11 protein-coding genes are annotated in these 16,848 nt (G+C 35.5%); 6 read left to right on the forward strand and 5 right to left on the reverse strand.

Going from position 1 to position 16,848, the window contains the following annotated elements; translation table 11 throughout:
• Positions 1–495 precede the first annotated feature (495 nt).
• Together ABEG11_RS08055 and ABEG11_RS08060 are read left to right on the forward strand one after the other, a co-directional pair.
• On the forward strand, positions 496–2,313 hold the full coding sequence (locus ABEG11_RS08055; RefSeq protein WP_348823656.1) for a tetratricopeptide repeat-containing sensor histidine kinase: 1,818 nt from the start codon (positions 496–498) through the stop codon (positions 2,311–2,313).
• Positions 2,310–3,056, forward strand: a complete 747-nt coding sequence (locus tag ABEG11_RS08060) for a LytR/AlgR family response regulator transcription factor (RefSeq protein WP_348823657.1) — start codon at positions 2,310–2,312, stop codon at positions 3,054–3,056. Before ABEG11_RS08055 ends, ABEG11_RS08060 begins: the two co-directional genes overlap by 4 nt.
• Before the next feature lie 288 nt (positions 3,057–3,344).
• Here ABEG11_RS08060 and ABEG11_RS08065 read toward each other — a convergent pair whose 3' ends face one another.
• The 5 genes from ABEG11_RS08065 to panC all read right to left on the reverse strand — a co-directional run bounded on the left by ABEG11_RS08065 (position 3,345) and on the right by panC (position 9,266).
• The gene (locus ABEG11_RS08065) at positions 3,345–5,306 is read right to left on the reverse strand and encodes a transglycosylase domain-containing protein (protein WP_348823658.1); all 1,962 of its coding nucleotides are present in this window, start codon (positions 5,304–5,306) and stop codon (positions 3,345–3,347) included.
• A 40-nt stretch (positions 5,307–5,346) separates the two neighbouring features.
• The gene (radA, locus tag ABEG11_RS08070; RefSeq protein WP_348823659.1) at positions 5,347–6,708 is read right to left on the reverse strand and encodes a DNA repair protein RadA; all 1,362 of its coding nucleotides are present in this window, start codon (positions 6,706–6,708) and stop codon (positions 5,347–5,349) included.
• A 2-nt stretch (positions 6,709–6,710) separates the two neighbouring features.
• The gene (locus ABEG11_RS08075; RefSeq protein ID WP_348823660.1) at positions 6,711–7,973 is read right to left on the reverse strand and encodes an alpha/beta hydrolase; all 1,263 of its coding nucleotides are present in this window, start codon (positions 7,971–7,973) and stop codon (positions 6,711–6,713) included.
• An 87-nt stretch (positions 7,974–8,060) separates the two neighbouring features.
• Positions 8,061–8,411 (reverse strand): aspartate 1-decarboxylase, encoded by a 351-nt coding sequence (gene panD, locus ABEG11_RS08080; protein ID WP_348823661.1) that lies wholly within the window; start codon positions 8,409–8,411, stop codon positions 8,061–8,063.
• Between the two features lie 6 nt (positions 8,412–8,417).
• Positions 8,418–9,266, reverse strand: coding sequence for a pantoate--beta-alanine ligase (gene panC / locus ABEG11_RS08085; RefSeq protein WP_348823662.1), 849 nt, complete (start codon positions 9,264–9,266; stop codon positions 8,418–8,420).
• Between the two features lie 107 nt (positions 9,267–9,373).
• Here panC and ABEG11_RS08090 point away from each other — a divergent pair, with 107 nt between their 5' ends.
• The 4 genes from ABEG11_RS08090 (at position 9,374) to ABEG11_RS08105 (ending at position 16,836) form a co-directional block, all read left to right on the forward strand.
• On the forward strand, positions 9,374–10,180 hold the full coding sequence (locus ABEG11_RS08090; protein ID WP_348823663.1) for a glycogen/starch synthase: 807 nt from the start codon (positions 9,374–9,376) through the stop codon (positions 10,178–10,180).
• 21 nt (positions 10,181–10,201) lie between these two features.
• Positions 10,202–11,827 carry a BamH family beta-barrel-assembly machinery protein gene (bamH, locus tag ABEG11_RS08095; RefSeq protein WP_348823664.1) on the forward strand — a complete coding sequence of 542 codons (1,626 nt, stop codon included), beginning with the start codon at positions 10,202–10,204 and terminating at the stop codon, positions 11,825–11,827.
• 8 nt (positions 11,828–11,835) lie between these two features.
• Positions 11,836–13,683: a glutamine--fructose-6-phosphate transaminase (isomerizing) gene (gene glmS, locus ABEG11_RS08100; protein ID WP_348823665.1), complete on the forward strand. Its 1,848-nt coding sequence runs from the start codon at positions 11,836–11,838 to the stop codon at positions 13,681–13,683.
• 309 nt (positions 13,684–13,992) lie between these two features.
• On the forward strand, positions 13,993–16,836 hold the full coding sequence (locus tag ABEG11_RS08105; protein WP_348823666.1) for a TonB-dependent receptor: 2,844 nt from the start codon (positions 13,993–13,995) through the stop codon (positions 16,834–16,836).
• The last annotated feature ends 12 nt before the right edge of the window (positions 16,837–16,848 follow it).

Consider the following 16,848-nt stretch of genomic DNA (forward strand, 5'->3'; position numbering starts at 1 on the left):
AAAATACTTTACTTTACAAAGTGGAAATTTTTAGAAAGTTACTTAATGAAAAGGTAAACACGAATTACACGAATTAGCACGAATTTAAAATGTAGTCTCGCAAAGACGCAGAGACGCAAAGAAACTGGCTCTAAACTTTGCATCTTTGCGCCTTAGCGAGAAAAATTTGGCTTTTGAAATTTGGTGAGAATCTATGTTTTTATGATGTCAGTAATTATTGGCAATGGATAAATTAGCCACAGATTAAAGGATTAGCACAGATTTTTGAAGTGCTTGCAAATTAAATCTTTTTAATCTGTGTTAATCTGTGGCAAAAAAGCCTAATCTATCCCTTTAGCCCCGATTGCAGTGGAAATCCTCTTGTACTGGGGTTCAGTACAAGAGATTGTAACGGAAAGCGGGATCAATGTTTGCAAGAATGCCAAATGTTTCCGCTTCAAATAAAAATAATTAGCTTAGTAACTTAGTATCTCAGAGACTTAGAAACTTTAAAAAATGCGTTTACCGACTCTGTTTTTCTTCTTTTTTGCCCTGTTGTTGTTTCCTTTTGGAACAATGGCACAGGATTCTATATCCAAAAAGAAAGCGATGCCAGTTTCAAAAATCCGTAAAGTGAGCAATGATTTGAAAAAGTCTTTGGAAGTAAATGACGAGGACGAAATTGCTCAGAATTATGAACGGTTGGGCAATGAGTTTCTGAGTAAAAATGATCTTCCCAGAGCAGAAGAATATTTTAAAAAAGCGGTTGCAAGTTATACCAAGCTGAAGCTGACAGATGACAAAACGCGCGTCACCAGAAGCCTTGCCAAGGTGCAGGAATCACAGAAGGATTATAAGTCGGCGATTAGTAATTATGAAGTGGCAGGATCGATGGCCGAGGATAAAAGTCTCGAAAAGATTAATACTAATGATGCGAACCGTCTGCGATCGTCTGCGAGTCCTGTGGCTCAGGAAAGTTATGTGAATTCGAATATTGAATTGCTTAAGAAGGAGAAAAAAAGTGAAGAGGTTTCGGATGCGTATGTGAAAAAGGCTGAAAATTCGCTTCAGCAAAAAAACAAGGAAGTTGCGATAGAAAGCTACAAGCAAGCGATCGCTTACGCAAAAGGGAAGCCGGCAACGGTCATCAAAATCAACAATGAAATTGCAAAGGTTTACGCTTCGGACAATCAGTTTGATAAGGCGATCGGGATTAGCGAAAAGCTTTTGGCGGATGCCAAAACCAAACAGGATTTCACTACTCAAATCAAGCAACTGCAGTCGCTTTCGGGTCTTTATTTTCAAAAGGAAGAACCAAACAAAGCTGTTGAAGCCTTAAAGGAAGCCTTTGCTCTGGCATTGCAAAAAGGCAATTCGGCTGAAGCAAAAACAAGTTTGACGGCATTGACACAGTATTACAATAAAAAAGGAAACAATAAGGAAAGTTTGGCTTTGTACGATCAATTTGTTCAGAATTTCGATCAGTTAATTCATTCGGACACGACTTTGATTGATGCCAAAACATTTCAGGTGAGTGAGGATAAAATTCGCCAGCTGGAAAAAGAAAAATCGCTGAAAGATGAATTGATTTCAAGAAAAAACACTTTTAATTATTTTCTTTTGGGTTCGATTGGATTGCTTTTATTGTTTTTTGTATGGATTGTAAAATCATTTTTTGCCATTAAAACCAAGAATAAGGAAATCGCTCTGCAATCGTTGCGCAGGGAAATGAATCCGCATTTTATTTTCAACAGCCTTAATAGCGTCAATCAGTTTATTTCCGAAAATAAAGAGCTGGAAGCCAATAAATACCTGACTTCGTATTCTACGCTGATGCGAAATACAATGGAGAATTCCAACAAGGATTTTGTTTCACTGGATAACGAACTGGAGCAATTGAAAAAATATCTGGAGTTGGAACATTTGCGTTTTCAGGATAAATTTGATTTTAAAATTAGTGTTGATCCCGAGCTAGATGCCGAAAGAACGATGGTTCCGAATATGGTTATTCAGCCACATTTGGAGAACGCCATTTGGCACGGTTTGCGTTATTTGGACACCAAAGGACTGCTGTTGCTAAAAGTGGAATTAATCAACGGAAAAGTGGTGATTAGGATTGAGGATAACGGTATTGGTCTGTCCAAAAGTCAGGAGCTGAAAACGGCCAATCAAAAAGTACATGAATCGCGCGGAATGAGCAATACCAAAGAGCGCATCAGCTTGCTTAATGAACTGTACAAACAGCATATTTCTTTTCGGATTTTTGAAAAAACATTACCGGAAAGAGGAACGATTGTCGAAATTAGCAGTCCATTAATTGATAAAATAGGATGAATTTTCAGAAGATAAAAAGCGTAATTGTAGAAGATGAGTTGACCGCGCGTGAAGTGCTCAAAAATTATTTGGGTAAATACTGCCCGCTGGTGGAGGTCATTGGCGAAGCCCAAAACATAAAAGAAGCCGTTCCGCTGCTGCATGAATTACAGCCACAATTGGTTTTTCTGGATGTCGAAATGCCTTTCGGGAATGCTTTTGATGTACTGGAGGCTTGTAAAGATCTGCATTTTGAAACCATTTTTGTAACCGCTTTTTCGGAATATTCGCTGAAGGCTTTGAACCAAAGTGCTGCTTATTATTTACTCAAACCCATCAGTATTGAAGAGCTGATTGTAGCGGTAAACAAAGTGCACCATCAAATCCTAAATCAGGAAATTTTTAATAGAAATAAAATCATCGTTGAAAATTTTAAAGAATCCAAACCAGAAAAACAGCAGGTAATTCTGCCCACATTGGAAGGTTTTGAAGTGGTAAAAATGGAAGAAATTGTTCGGCTTCGCGGTAACGGCAATTTCACCGATTTGTATCTTCATAACGGAAATAAAAAGATGGCGTGTCGTTTTTTAAAACATTTTTCCGAAATTCTGCCTTTGCCTTTTATCCGTGTCCACAAATCCCATATCATCAATCTGAATTGTGTGAAATCGTATAATAAAGGCGGTATTATTACGCTGAACGATGCCACTGAAATTGAGGTTTCGCCGACTTATAAGGAGGATTTTTTGAGGAATTTTAAGTAGAATCCCTAACAGGATTTTTAGCCACAAGAGTTCGGAAAGATTACAAAAGTTATCTATTTTGACAACATATTACCCGTAAAGTTTGTCATTCCGAGGAACGAGAAATCTCCGTTAGAAGTTCGACAAAGATTGGAGATTTTGATTGCGGAATTACTTGCTGAGATTCCTCGTTCCTCGGAATGACAATATTGTGCGAAAATCATGTGAATATTACCTTACTCAATTCTTTTGAACATTCTTTGTTTCTAACAGGTTTTTCAACCTGTTAGTATTTGAGAAGACTTATAATTAAAAATCAAACTCTTCTATTACTTTCAAGGAATCAGCAACAGTTGTATCTTTTATCTTGATATTCAATAACGAATGAGCGCGTCCTGTAAGCGTTACATTTGGTGACAAGCCAATCGTGTCTTCAGGAACTAATAAACCACGTCGGAACATTAAATTTCTCAAGAAAGTCTGATGTTTGACGGCGTACGATTTTTGAAGGCCTTCCTGATCAAACTGCCACATGAATTTCTTTGGTTTTGGGATAATCGTTGCCAAGTATAAACATTCCTGAACATTTAAATCGGCCGGTTTTTTTTGGAAATAGAATTCGGCGGCTTCACCAATTCCATATACATTTGGTCCCCATTCAATAATATTGAAATACACCTCAAGCATACGCTGTTTGCTGGTAATTCGGTTATTTTCTATAATGTAAACCAAAAGGATTTCTTCCAGTTTTCGGGATAAAGTTTTTTCGCGCGTAAGGAAAACATTTTTAACCAGCTGCATACTAATGGTGCTAGCTCCGCGCGAGAATTTTTTGGTACGGATGTTTTTAAGAATTGACTGTTTGAAGGCTTCGTTTATAAAGCCTCGATGCGACATGAACGAAGGATCTTCCGAAGTTAAAACACATTTTTGAAGATAAGGGGAAATCTGGTCCAAAGGAGTGTAATACGGATTGCTTGCGCCAACAAAAACAGGGCGCTGCAGTACGCCGTTATCAACTGCTCTATAAGTGAATTCTCCGTTTAATTTGCCCAGATCGATATTGCCGTATTTGGTTATTTTCAGGTTTTGCTTATTGATATTGCTTTTGAAAACAATAGTATTCGGTTTATTTTTGTTAAACATGAAGTCCAATTTATAATCAAATTCCCCAGTAGCTTCCATGCCTTGAAAATGGGTAAATAAGCCATCTGGGAGCGAGCTTATAAAATCCTGCGCCTTCATTTTTGGAATCTCTACTTTCAGTTTATAAACGGTATCTTCTTCGGTGTTATAAGATAAATAAGGCTTGAATTTTATTTTATTAAAATGAACCGTAGAACTGCTGTCAATCGAAATAAAATCTGAACCTAAAAGAAAACGATAATCAAAACGTGCATTTTTGATTGTAACATCTTTATTAGCAATACGTTTATGATTCATTTTTAAGTTCGCAATTGAACTGTAGCCATCAATGTGCAATTCTCCACCACTCATATCGATGTTTTGAATATTGAATCGAATAGAGTCAAAACTGGCTTTCAGATTATAGCGTTCGTCAAAATAAGGCACTTTGATGGCTCCTGTGTCAATGTTAAAGAAACGCAGATCTCCTCTTTTATTCCTTGGGTCGGCAATTCCGTTAATTCTCCATCTTTGTGCAAATGTATTGGTTTTGACCTCAATTGCTGATTCCAGTTTAGTTTCAAATAATGTTAGTTTCTTGAAATTGACTGTTGCTTTTTTGCCATTATCATCGAGTTTGAATACTAAATTTTCCAATGTCATATCCGTTGGAACTAAATTGAGTACTTTCGAGATGATTCGGTAAGCAAACTCAGCGTAATCTCTTTTTTTATCTGATTTTGGTTCGTTTTTGTCTCTTTTGAGGAAAGCTCCAAAGTTTTTGATCTTTCCTTTTTTGGTCAATTGAACATAACCGTTTTTGATTTCAAGAGTACCAAGCTGTACATCTCCAATCAATAATTTCCACAGATTGACACTGGTCTTTATTCGCTGAATTTTAAAAATCGTATCTAGATTGTGTGGCGCTAGTGTAATCTCTTTTAATTCTATTCCCGAAACACCATCAAATGTAGCTTCTTTTATAGCGAAATCACTATTGTATTCCAGTTTCATTGTTGTCGAAGCTTTGTCGATAGCCTGGTCTAAAAGTTCGTCTCTAAAAATTAGAAAACCAATTAAGAGTACAGCAATGACAACGCCAACTATTTTGGAAGCCAATAATAACTTTTGTTTGTTAGTTTTCATGTTATGAATGGAAAAGAATTCTTTTTTAAAATAATGATAATTACCCAAATAATTGGCTGGCTATATCTTCAATTTTTGCAACTAATTGAATTTTAATACTCGTGTTTTTTAGCGCTATTTTATTGTATTTGGATACAAAAATAGTTGAAAAGCCTAGTTTTTCTGCTTCCTGAATGCGCTGATCGACACGGTTCACAGGCCTTATTTCTCCAGAAAGGCCAACCTCGCCTGCAAAGCAAACACCTTTTTCGACAGGAATATCTTCATTGGAAGATAAAATGGCGGCGACAACGGCCAAATCGATGGCGGGATCGTCTACCGAAATTCCTCCTGTTACGTTAAGAAAAACATCTTTGGCACCAAGCCTGAAACCGGCTCTTTTTTCTAAAACGGCCAAAATCATGTTGAGTCTTTTGGCATTATATCCTGTGGTGCTTCGCTGTGGTGTTCCGTAAACTGCGGTGCTTACCAGTGACTGTATTTCAATCATGAGCGGGCGCATGCCTTCGAGGGTCGTGGCGATGGCTGTACCCGATAATTCTTCGTCTTTGTGCGAAATCAATATTTCGGAAGGATTCGAAACTTCGCGCAAGCCGCTTCCCAGCATTTCATAAATTCCAATTTCGGCAGTTGAACCAAAACGGTTTTTCAGCGAGCGCAGAATTCGGTAAACATGATTTCGGTCGCCTTCAAATTGGAGCACTGTATCGACCATGTGTTCCAGAATTTTTGGTCCTGCAATAGTTCCGTCTTTTGTGATGTGGCCAATTAAAATTACCGGAATGTTAGTTTCCTTTGCGAATTTTATTAGTTCAGCCGTGGTTTCGCGTATTTGCGAAATGCTTCCGGCTGTAGATTCGATATAATCAGTATGTAAGGTCTGGATGGAATCAATTATGACAATTTCGGGCTGAATGGCTTCAATCTGCTTGAAGATATTCTGAGTTTTGGTTTCGGTAAGAATGTAGCAATTGTCCCCGTTTGGAGTTATGCGTTCGGCACGCATCTTAATCTGTTTCTGGCTTTCTTCTCCCGAAACATACAACGTTTTATAGGGCAGTTTTAATGAAATCTGTAACAACAGCGTGCTTTTTCCGATGCCTGGCTCACCTCCCAAAAGAATTAGAGAACCAGGTACTATTCCTCCGCCCAAAACCCTGTTGAGTTCATTGTCGGTAGTGTTTAAACGGATTTCTTCTGCGCTGTCAATTTCATTAATCAGCAAAGGTTTTGGTGTTTTGCCAGTTATGGAAGATTCGCTTTTCCAAGCTGATTTTTCCTGTTTTTGAATAATTTCCTCAGCAATAGTGTTCCATTCTTTACAGGAATTGCACTGGCCTTGCCATTTAGCATATTGAGCACCGCAATTCTGGCAAAAAAAGGTTGTTTTTACTTTGGCCATTATTATTGTTTTTGTTCTTCGGCAGGAATTTCTGTTGCAGGAGTTTCAGAGGCTGGAGCATCTGCTTGCACTTCTGTTGATGTATCCTGTCCAACTTTACCTTTAATTTTAGGTTTTTTAGCAAAAGTCTTTTTCAATTCTTCGGCTTTGGCAAACATCATATCTTTGGTAAGATCAGCGATTTCTTCTTTGTTAAATCCTGACATATAATAACGTACAGCTCTGGGATTGTCGCCTTTCTTTTCGAACATTATGGCAAGTTCATAATCGCCTAGCATGCTTTTCGGATAACTTTTGTCTGCAAGAATAGCCAGAGCATCGAGCTCGTTATAGTCTTTGTTTTCCAGAATTGCAGCTTCAATAGCTTTGAAATCATTGATTCTGATTGGGTTTTTTATACCGAATGAATTTTCTATAATATCGTATTTCTTCTTCAGATAATCGACATAGCCTTCTTTAAGAGTAACTATTTTTGTGTTATACTCGTGTACTGATATAGGCTGTATAACTGAGAAAATTTGATACAATGCCGTAGGAATTGAGTTTAAAACCATCGAATAATGAGAGGTTTCAGGAAAATATTCAAATTTATAGTTCAGTTCTGGACTTTTATTTGCATTAAAATTTTCATCAAGCTTTTTAATTCTTTGCTGCATTTTGGGTTCATCTCCTTCGGAAACGGATAGATAATAAAATGATGATAATTGAGACGAGGCAATTATTTCTGGAAGTTTATCTTCCATTTCAGCAGGCAATTCAGGACTTAGCGAAATATAAGCATTGAAGAGCGGTTTTTCTTGATATAAAAAGAAATTCAAATAAGATGCTGTAATACCGTGGCCAGCTATGATTTTAAAATTAGTAGTTCTATACTCTTTTTGAATCATTGGAATAAGCTCTAGTGAAATAAAATCAAAAAAGGCTACACTTTTTTTCTCAGGCATTCCGGTAATATGGTCTACTCCGCAATCTAAATCTCTTTGATTATTTTTGTTTTGACTGATTCCCACTACAATAACTTCGGGGAGTTCGTCCCAATGAGAACCATAATTCAAAGCTCCTGTAAAAGGATTTGTCAAATAATCACCGTCTAATATAATTAGCAAAGGGTAGTGTTTTGCTGTGTTTTTTTCATATGAAGCAGGCAATGAGACATAGAGTTCTCTTTTCTCATTTAGTTTTTCAGAGTTAAAACTCACTGTATTTACCTGCGCAAAACCGGAAATAGAAAAGAATACAAGAAATGCTATTAATGAATGTTTCATATAATTTGGGGTTGTTTATTTATGTAAATAGAGCAGCAATATAAAACAATTATTTATTGTATGAAGAACGATGAAATAGACAGTCTATTATGTCAAGGAATTATCTTCTTCGTTAGGAAAAACAATCCATGGCTTGAAAGTTTTTGCTTCCTCAAAGTCTAATGTTGCATACGATATGATTATAATGATATCGTCCTTTTGGACTTTTCGTGCTGCGGGGCCATTCAAGGTAATTATTCCTGAATTTTTCTCTCCAACAATAGCATAGGTATCAAAACGCTCTCCATTGTTAATGTTTACGATTGATACTTTTTCGCCCTCGATTATATTTGATGCTTCTAATAATGCTTCGTCTATAGTAATGCTCCCGATGTAATTTAAGTCGGCTCCTGTGACTTTTACTCGATGAATTTTTGATTTAACAACTTGAATTTGCATGGTATTTTAATTTAAAGAAATAGTATCTATTAAACGGACATTATTGATAAATACCGCAATAAACGCTCTATATTTTTTGTTTTTGTTTTTTCTGATACAGGTCGAAAGAGTGTTTTCATCCGCAATTTCAAAGTACTCTAAAGTGAATTCTTTATTTTTAGTAAACTCGTTTTTAACCCATTGTGATGTTTCCTGGGCGCTATGATTTATAAATTTGTTCTTGGCATTTATTAATATTTTATAAATAATTCCAGCCTCTTTTCTCTGCTGCAAAGTTAAGCGTTCATTTCGAGAACTCATAGCTAAGTTGTTGGTTTCTCTCAAAATAGGGCACATAACTATAATTACAGGCAAATGATTTTTTTTAACCATTTTCTTTACAATCTGTACCTGCTGGAAATCTTTTTCGCCAAAATAGGCACGTGTAGGCTTTACGATTTCAAATAAAAGCTTTACAATTGTTCCAACTCCATCAAAATGGCCTGGCCTGAATTTGCCCTCCATTTTATTTTCTAATCCGTCAAAATCAAATGATTGCGACAAAGTTTTTCCCTCATACATATCATCTACAGTTGGTGCAAAGACAATTATATTTGGGTCAATCTGAGAGATTCTGATCACATCCTGATCTAATGTGCGAGGGTATTTTTCTAGATCTTCAGCATTATTAAATTGTGTAGGATTCACAAATATGCTGACAACCGTAATGTCATTTTCCTGAACGGATTGTCTCATTAGCGATTGATGGCCTTCATGCAATGCACCCATGGTTGGGACAAATCCAATTGAAGAATTTGTGGTCTTTACTGAATTCAAATAATTCATTAAAGCTGTTTTTCCATCGAAAATTTCCATGGCTGTTTTGTTTAAATTAGTTGCAAACTTAATATTTTAGTCTATAACTGCATAAATTTTTGTAATTTTGCATGGTTTTTATTGCCAATAATTAATCAATTTATATTATGAAAGAGAAGAGGATATTGTATGTATCATCTGAAGTTGTACCTTATCTAGCTGAAAATGAGGTTTCATTAATGTCTTATGACGTACCAAAAATGATTAATGATCAAGGAGGGCAAATTAGAATTTTTATGCCTAGATATGGAAATATTAACGAGAGAAGACATCAATTACATGAGGTAATCAGGCTTTCGGGAATGAATTTGGTGGTGAATGATTTGGATATGCCTCTAATTATTAAAGTTGCTTCGATTCCAAAAGAAAGAATTCAAGTTTATTTTATCGATAATGAAGAGTATTTTAAGAGAAAAGCCACATTTGCTGATGAAGAAGGAGTAATGTATGCTGATAATGATGAACGAGCTATCTTTTTTGCCAAAGGTGTAGTTGAAACTGTTAAAAAATTAAACTGGGTTCCAGATATAATTCATGTTCATGGCTGGATGGCAGCAATGCTCCCTGTATACATGAAGCATTTTTATAAAAACGAAGCTTTATTCTCGGATACTAAGATAGTTACATCTGTATATAGCCAGTCTTTTGATGGTACATTGGATCCTGAAATGATTAATAAAGTGCGTTTTGATGGCATTCCTGATGAAGCTATTGCTGAGCTTGAAGTGCCAAATTATGAGAATATTATGAAAACCACTGTCCGCAATTCTGATGCTGTTATCATTGCTTCAGACAGCCTTTCTTCAAGTTTAACAAAATTTATAGAATCTTCAAACAAACCTTTTTTACCTTTGAAATTTAAGGATGAATTTGCGGTAGCTTATACGGAATTCTATCAAAATATGTTGTTATAAATCAATCTTTTACGAATAAGTATGCTTAAAAATTCTGTTTTTAAAATAATCCCATTTCTTTTATTTATTGTTCTTTTTAATTCCTGTGACAAAGAATTTAGTGTTGTTGGTGAAGAAATTATTGGTAATAATTCTTTTGGTATAATAAAAGATGAATTTCCGGTTGTTGCATATAATCAAAAAATTGGTCCTGTTCAGTCAAACAATTTGAATGTAAATGCTTTAGGAGTCTATAATAATCCATCTTTTGGAACGACTACAGCAACTTTTGTTACGCAATTGGTAATGGCGTCTGTTAATCAGACATTGCCAAAAGAGCCAAAAATAAAAAGTGTTGTGTTGTCAATTCCTTATTTTTCTACTAAGACTGCCACAGATGCTTCAACGGGGGTCAGCACTTATGTTTTGGATTCAATTTATGGTCCAGATAAGGCAACAATGAAACTCAGTGTTTATGAGTCCAATTATTTTATGAGAGATTTGGATCCTGAAGATCAGTTGACTCAGCCACAAAAATATTTTAGTGACCAGTATGTTGATTTTAAAGGAAATATAATTGGACAGGCTTTGAATAATAGTACGAATCCTTCTGAAAACACTGCATTCTTTTTTAACCCAGCTGAAAATTCAGTAACTACAACTGTTGACGGTAAAGAAACGATCACAAGGTCAGCACCTGCCATGCAATTAAATTTGGATACTGCTTTTTTTAAAGCAAAAATATTCAATGCGCCAGCTGGTTCTTTGGTTGATAATATTGCTTTTAAGAACTATTTTAGAGGATTATTTTTTGATATAGAATCTAACGATGGTTCTGGAAATCTGGCAATGATTGATTTTAAAAAAGGAACAATAACAATTACCTATACAGAAACTGCTGAAGCAACAGAGGAAAAGAAATTTGTATTGAATTTAACTGGAACTACAGGAACGACAGTTAATACTGTAAATTTATTAACGCAAAGCAATCCGAATGTTAAGTACACAAATGCGACGAATCCTGCTAATATAGATAAAGAAAAAGGAGATGCTGATTTATACCTCAAAGGAGGAGAGGGTTCAATGGCTATAGTAAAGCTGTTTGGAGAAGATAAATTTGGAGATAATGGTGTAAACGGTACTCCAAATGAAGTGCCTGACAAGTTGGATTATCTAAGAGCTAACGAATGTCTTATTAATCAGGCAGAATTAACTTTTTATTTAAATAGTGATTTGATGGGAAATTATGTGCCTCAAAGAATTTATCTGTATGATTTTGATAATAATAAAGTTTTAGCAGATTATACTAATGATATATCAGTAGCGTCTAATTCTAAAAATAATAAATTTGTTTTTGGAGGTATAGTTTATAAGCCAGCCACAGAAACTTATAAGGGTTCTTATTATAAATTTAGAATAACGGAGCACATTAGAAGTCTTGTTAAAAATAAAACTTCTAAAAATGTCAATCTTGGATTAGTAGTTACAGAAGATATAAATAGGTCAAATGTTTTCTATTGGCTAAAAGATGAAAACGGAATTCCTCTAAAAGTGCCTATGGCTTCTGTTATGAATCCGTTAGGAGCTATTGTGTATGGTAATAATGTCGAAGAAATTGACAAAGCAAAGAAATTAAAATTCGAAATCTATTATACTAAAACTAATTAAGATAAACTATGTGTGGAATTGTTGGATATATTGGTCATAGAGAAGCTTACCCTATTATAATAAAAGGACTTAAGCGATTAGAGTACCGCGGATATGACAGTGCAGGTGTGATGCTGTATGATGGTGAGTCTTTGAAACTGTCAAAAACTAAGGGCAAAGTTTCAGATCTTGAAACTAAAGCTCAAAATGAAATTACTCTAAATGGCTCTATTGGTATTGGCCATACACGCTGGGCTACACATGGAGTTCCAAATGATGTAAATTCACATCCGCATGTTTCTAATTCAGGGGATTTAGTTATAATCCATAACGGAATTATCGAAAATTATGCACCTTTAAAAGTAGAGCTTATAAAAAGAGGTTATAATTTTATTTCTGATACTGATTCGGAGGTTTTGATTAATCTTATAGAAGATGTTCAGAAAAAGGAGAAATTGAAATTAGGCAAGGCAGTTCAGGTAGCTTTAAATCAAGTAGTAGGGGCTTATGCAATTGCTGTTTTTGATAAAAAAAATCCTGATGAAATTGTTGCGGCAAGGCTTGGGAGTCCTTTGGCAATTGGAATAGGGGAAGGAGAGTATTTTATTGCTTCTGATGCATCTCCATTTATTGAATACACTTCAAATGCAGTGTATCTCGAAGATGGTGAAATGGCAAATATCAGATTACATAAAACAATGAAAGTTCGAAAAATTAAGGACGACTCTATTGTTGATCCTTATATTCAGGAACTGCAAATGAACTTGGAGCAGATTGAAAAAGGGGGTTATGATCATTTCATGCTCAAAGAAATTTACGAACAGCCAAGTGTAATTAAAGATACGTATCGCGGAAGATTGCATGCTAATGAAGGTATTGTTCAGCTTGCAGGTGTTGAAGATAATATTGAAAAGTTTCTTAATGCGGACCGAATTATAATCGTTGCTTGCGGTACTTCTTGGCATGCTGGGTTAGTAGCAGAATATGTTATTGAAGAGTTTGCCAGAATCCCTGTTGAAGTGGAATATGCTTCTGAATTTAGATACAGAAACCCAATTATTAATAGTAAAGATGTTGTAATTGCGATATCACAATCAGGTGAAACAGCTGATACAATGGCTGCTATTAAATTAGCTAAAGATCACGGAGCATTCGTTTTTGGTGTCTGCAATGTTGTGGGTTCTTCTATTTCTAGAGAATCTCATGCTGGTGCTTATACACATGCTGGTCCCGAAATCGGCGTAGCTTCGACAAAAGCTTTCACTACTCAGATTACTGTGTTGACAATGCTGGCTTTGCGTTTAGCAAAGGCTAAAGGAACTCTGAATCAATCTGATTTTCATACTTATCTTCAGGAATTGGAAATCATTCCAGAAAAAGTTAAAGAAGCGTTGGAAACGAATCCGAAGGCATTGGAAATTGCTGGGGTTTTTAAAGATGCACCAAATTGCTTGTACTTGGGACGTGGGTATAATTTTCCTGTAGCGCTCGAAGGAGCCTTAAAGCTTAAAGAGATTTCATATATACACGCCGAAGGATATCCTGCTGCAGAGATGAAACATGGTCCAATTGCATTAATTGATGAATTGATGCCTGTTATTGTAATTGCGCCAAAACAGGGGCATTATGATAAAATTGTTAGCAATATTCAAGAAATTAAATCGCGAAGCGGTAAAATTATCGCTGTCGTGACTAAAGGAGATACGCAAGTACGTGAATTAGCTGATTATGTTATCGAAATACCTGAAACATCTGACGCTTTATCGCCACTTATTACAACAATACCATTACAGCTTTTATCATACCATATTGCTGTTTTAAGAGGCTGCAATGTTGATCAGCCTCGAAACTTGGCTAAGTCAGTAACTGTCGAGTAACAGGAAAAAAAACATATAATATAAATTTATAAGCGAGATTTATTCTCGCTTTTTTTATGTTTTTATGTTTTACGAAAACGTTGTAAATTTTATCATAAATTTAATATAACTATTAAATTATTATGTATGCATAATAATTTATACGAATAATTTATTATTTTATTAATAATTATGTAATTTACATAAATACAATATTGTTATACATATTGCCTTTTTGTTGGTAATAACAATAAAATTTTTTATTTTTTTTATTGATAATTAAAAAATATATGTAATTTGGCGTACTTAATCAAGAAAACTTAGCCAATTATGAGATTGTATTTATTTTTTTTAGCATTGTTCTTTTGTAGTATATCTTTTGCCCAAAATTCTATCAAAGGAGTTGTTACAGATGAAAAAAATCAGCCTGTACCAGGAGCCAATATTAATGTGGCGGGAGTAAAGGAAGGGACAATTACGGATTATGACGGATCTTTTGTTTTAGTAACAACACTGACACCTCCATTTTCTCTTGAAATAACTGCTGTAGGGTATAGCTCTTCCAGTGTTGATGTAGGATCATTAAGCCAGAAAATTGCGATAAAATTAAATGCTGAAGAAACTAAATTAAATGAAATTGTTGTCTCGGCTTCAAGAGCACCGGAAAAGGTTCTGCAGTCGCCAGTTGCTATTGAAAGAATGGGGCTTCAGCAGATAAAAACTACAACTGCACCCTCATTCTATGATGGATTAGAGAATTTAAAAGAAGTGCAGTTCAATACGAGCAGTATCTCATTCAAAACTGTTAATACTAGAGGTTTTGCTACAGTTGGTAATACCCGTTTTATGCAATTAGTAGATGGGATGGATAATTCATCACCTGCACTTAATTTTGTATTGGGGAATTTGATTGGCCTATCTGATATAGATGTGGCGAGTGTAGAGCTTCTGCCAGGTGCTTCTTCTGCTTTGTACGGTGCTAATGCCTTCAATGGAATTTTATTCATGAACAGTAAAAGTCCATTTGTTTATCAGGGAATCAGTTCGTACGTAAAATATGGTCAGACTTCTCAAGATGTTGCCGGTACTAATGATTATTTTGATATGGGAATCAGGGCGGCTACCGCTTTTAGTAAACATTTTGCCGTTAAAGCTAATTTTAATTATATGAAAGCTACTGAGTGGATCGCTGATGATCGACGAAGTGTTACTGGTGGTTCTATCGGTCATGGGAACAATCAAAATTATGATGGTTTGAATTCATATGGTGATGAAGTTACCTTTTTTATCAATAATGTTGGGCAGGTCAGCAGGACAGGATACCGCGAAAAAGACTTAAACGATAATAAAGTAAATAGTGTAAAAGCTGATTTCTCCATGCATTTTAAGCCGTGGGCAAATGATACAGAGATTATTCTTCAATATAAACTAGGTTTAGGAAATACAATTTATCAAGGAGCTAATAGATATGCTTTGAATGATTTTTTTATGAGCCAGACTAAAATCGAGGTAAAAGGGAAAAACTTTTTTGCAAGAGCTTATCGTTCTAATGAAGATGCTGGAAATTCTTATGATATGCGTTTTGCTGGCTGGAATGTACAAAGACTGGCGAAATCAGATACAAACTGGTTTACAGATTATGGAACAGCATTTCAATTATCGTCAGCAGCATTGGGGCTTAATGCAAACGAAGCTGCTAACTATGCAAGAACTTTTGCAGATACCAATGTTTCGCCTGGATTAAATTTGGTGCCTAATACTGATCCAAATAATCCTTCAGCGCCAAGGGGAGCTCGTTTTGAGCCAGGCAGCCCAGAATTTGTATCAGCATTAAATAGTGTAAAAAGTAATCCTGATTTGACTCAGGGTGCTAAATTTACTGATCAGTCAAAAATATATAATTCTGATGTAAACTATAATTTTAAAGAATTAATCAAATTTGCAGAAATTCAAGTTGGTGGATCAGCACGTCAGTATGAAATGAATTCAAGCGGGTCTATTTTTACCGATTATGATGGGCCAATCCGTTACAATGAATATGGAATTTACACTCAAGGTTCAAAACTTTTATTGGAGGATCGTTTAAAATTAGTTGCTTCCATCCGTTATGATAAAAGCCAGAATTTTGACGGAAATATATCGCCAAGAGTTTCTGTAGTATATTCTGCTGGAGCTCAGAAAACTCATAATTTTAGAGCATCATATCAAACCGGTTTTAGAAATCCAACTACTCAGGATCAGTATATCGGGTTAGACTTGGGGCCTTTTGCCTTAATTGGTTCCGCTCCGGAAAATTTAGTTCGTTTTTCTGAGACTTTAAAGGTGAGTACTGCGGGTCAAGCAGCGGGTGCGGGCAGTACAGTTGTAATGGATGGTGATGATGCTTACAATCAATCTTATACTTTAGCTTCTGTTCAGGAGTTTGGTGCTGCATATGCTGCGGCAACAAATCCAACTGAAACGGCAGCTGCTATTGCTTTATTGAAAGCTGCAAATATCCAGTTGGTTCGTCCCGAAGAAGTGAAAGCTTTTGAAGTAGGCTATAGAACCATAATTAACAATGATTTTTCTATAGATATTAATGGATATTACAATAAATACAATCATTTTTTAAGTGCTTCAAGGGTAGCAGGAGTTTATTATGGAAATGTAAATGCAGCATTCAATCCAGCAGATCAATTAAATTCTGTATATGCGCTGGCTAGAGGTGATAGAAGAATTTATCAAGTATATAGCAACACTTCTGCCGATGTTGCTTCGCTGGGTTTTGGTGCTGGAATTTCTAAGAAAGTTTACAAGGATTTTGAAGTTGGGGTGAATTATAATTATTCGCAACTAGATTTTGATCAATCGGAAGATCCTGCATTTGTAACCGGTTTTAATACTCCAAAACACAGGGTAAAAGCATCTTTAGGGAATACAAGGCTGTTTAAAAATTTTGGTTTCAATACCAATGTCAGATGGAATTCCGAGTATTTGTGGCAATCTTCTTTTGGAGATGGTATGATCGAATCAGCAACTGTTTTTGATGCACAGGTAAATTATGCAATTCCACAATATAAACTGCTTTTCAAAGTAGGCGGTACTAACATTGGCGGTAAAGATTATATTCAGGTAATTGGTTCAGGTGCAATTGGTCAGCAATGGTTTGCTTCATTGACGATTAATCCTTAAATTAAAAAAGAC

The organism is Flavobacterium aestuarii, assembly GCF_040049115.1.
Lineage (GTDB): Bacteria > Bacteroidota > Bacteroidia > Flavobacteriales > Flavobacteriaceae > Flavobacterium > Flavobacterium aestuarii.

What these genes read in the sequence shown, in the direction of transcription:
- ABEG11_RS08105 (WP_348823666.1), top strand. Translation starts at nt 13,993, where the DNA reads ATGAGATTGTATTTATTTTTTTTAGCATTGTTCTTTTGTAGTATATCT.
- ABEG11_RS08060 (WP_348823657.1), top strand. Translation starts at nt 2,310, where the DNA reads ATGAATTTTCAGAAGATAAAAAGCGTAATTGTAGAAGATGAGTTGACC.
- panD (WP_348823661.1), bottom strand. Translation starts at nt 8,411, where the DNA reads ATGCAAATTCAAGTTGTTAAATCAAAAATTCATCGAGTAAAAGTCACA.
- ABEG11_RS08075 (WP_348823660.1), bottom strand. Translation starts at nt 7,973, where the DNA reads ATGAAACATTCATTAATAGCATTTCTTGTATTCTTTTCTATTTCCGGT.
- panC (WP_348823662.1), bottom strand. Translation starts at nt 9,266, where the DNA reads ATGGAAATTTTCGATGGAAAAACAGCTTTAATGAATTATTTGAATTCA.
- glmS (WP_348823665.1), top strand. Translation starts at nt 11,836, where the DNA reads ATGTGTGGAATTGTTGGATATATTGGTCATAGAGAAGCTTACCCTATT.
- ABEG11_RS08055 (WP_348823656.1), top strand. Translation starts at nt 496, where the DNA reads ATGCGTTTACCGACTCTGTTTTTCTTCTTTTTTGCCCTGTTGTTGTTT.
- ABEG11_RS08065 (WP_348823658.1), bottom strand. Translation starts at nt 5,306, where the DNA reads ATGAAAACTAACAAACAAAAGTTATTATTGGCTTCCAAAATAGTTGGC.
- radA (WP_348823659.1), bottom strand. Translation starts at nt 6,708, where the DNA reads ATGGCCAAAGTAAAAACAACCTTTTTTTGCCAGAATTGCGGTGCTCAA.
- ABEG11_RS08090 (WP_348823663.1), top strand. Translation starts at nt 9,374, where the DNA reads ATGAAAGAGAAGAGGATATTGTATGTATCATCTGAAGTTGTACCTTAT.
- bamH (WP_348823664.1), top strand. Translation starts at nt 10,202, where the DNA reads ATGCTTAAAAATTCTGTTTTTAAAATAATCCCATTTCTTTTATTTATT.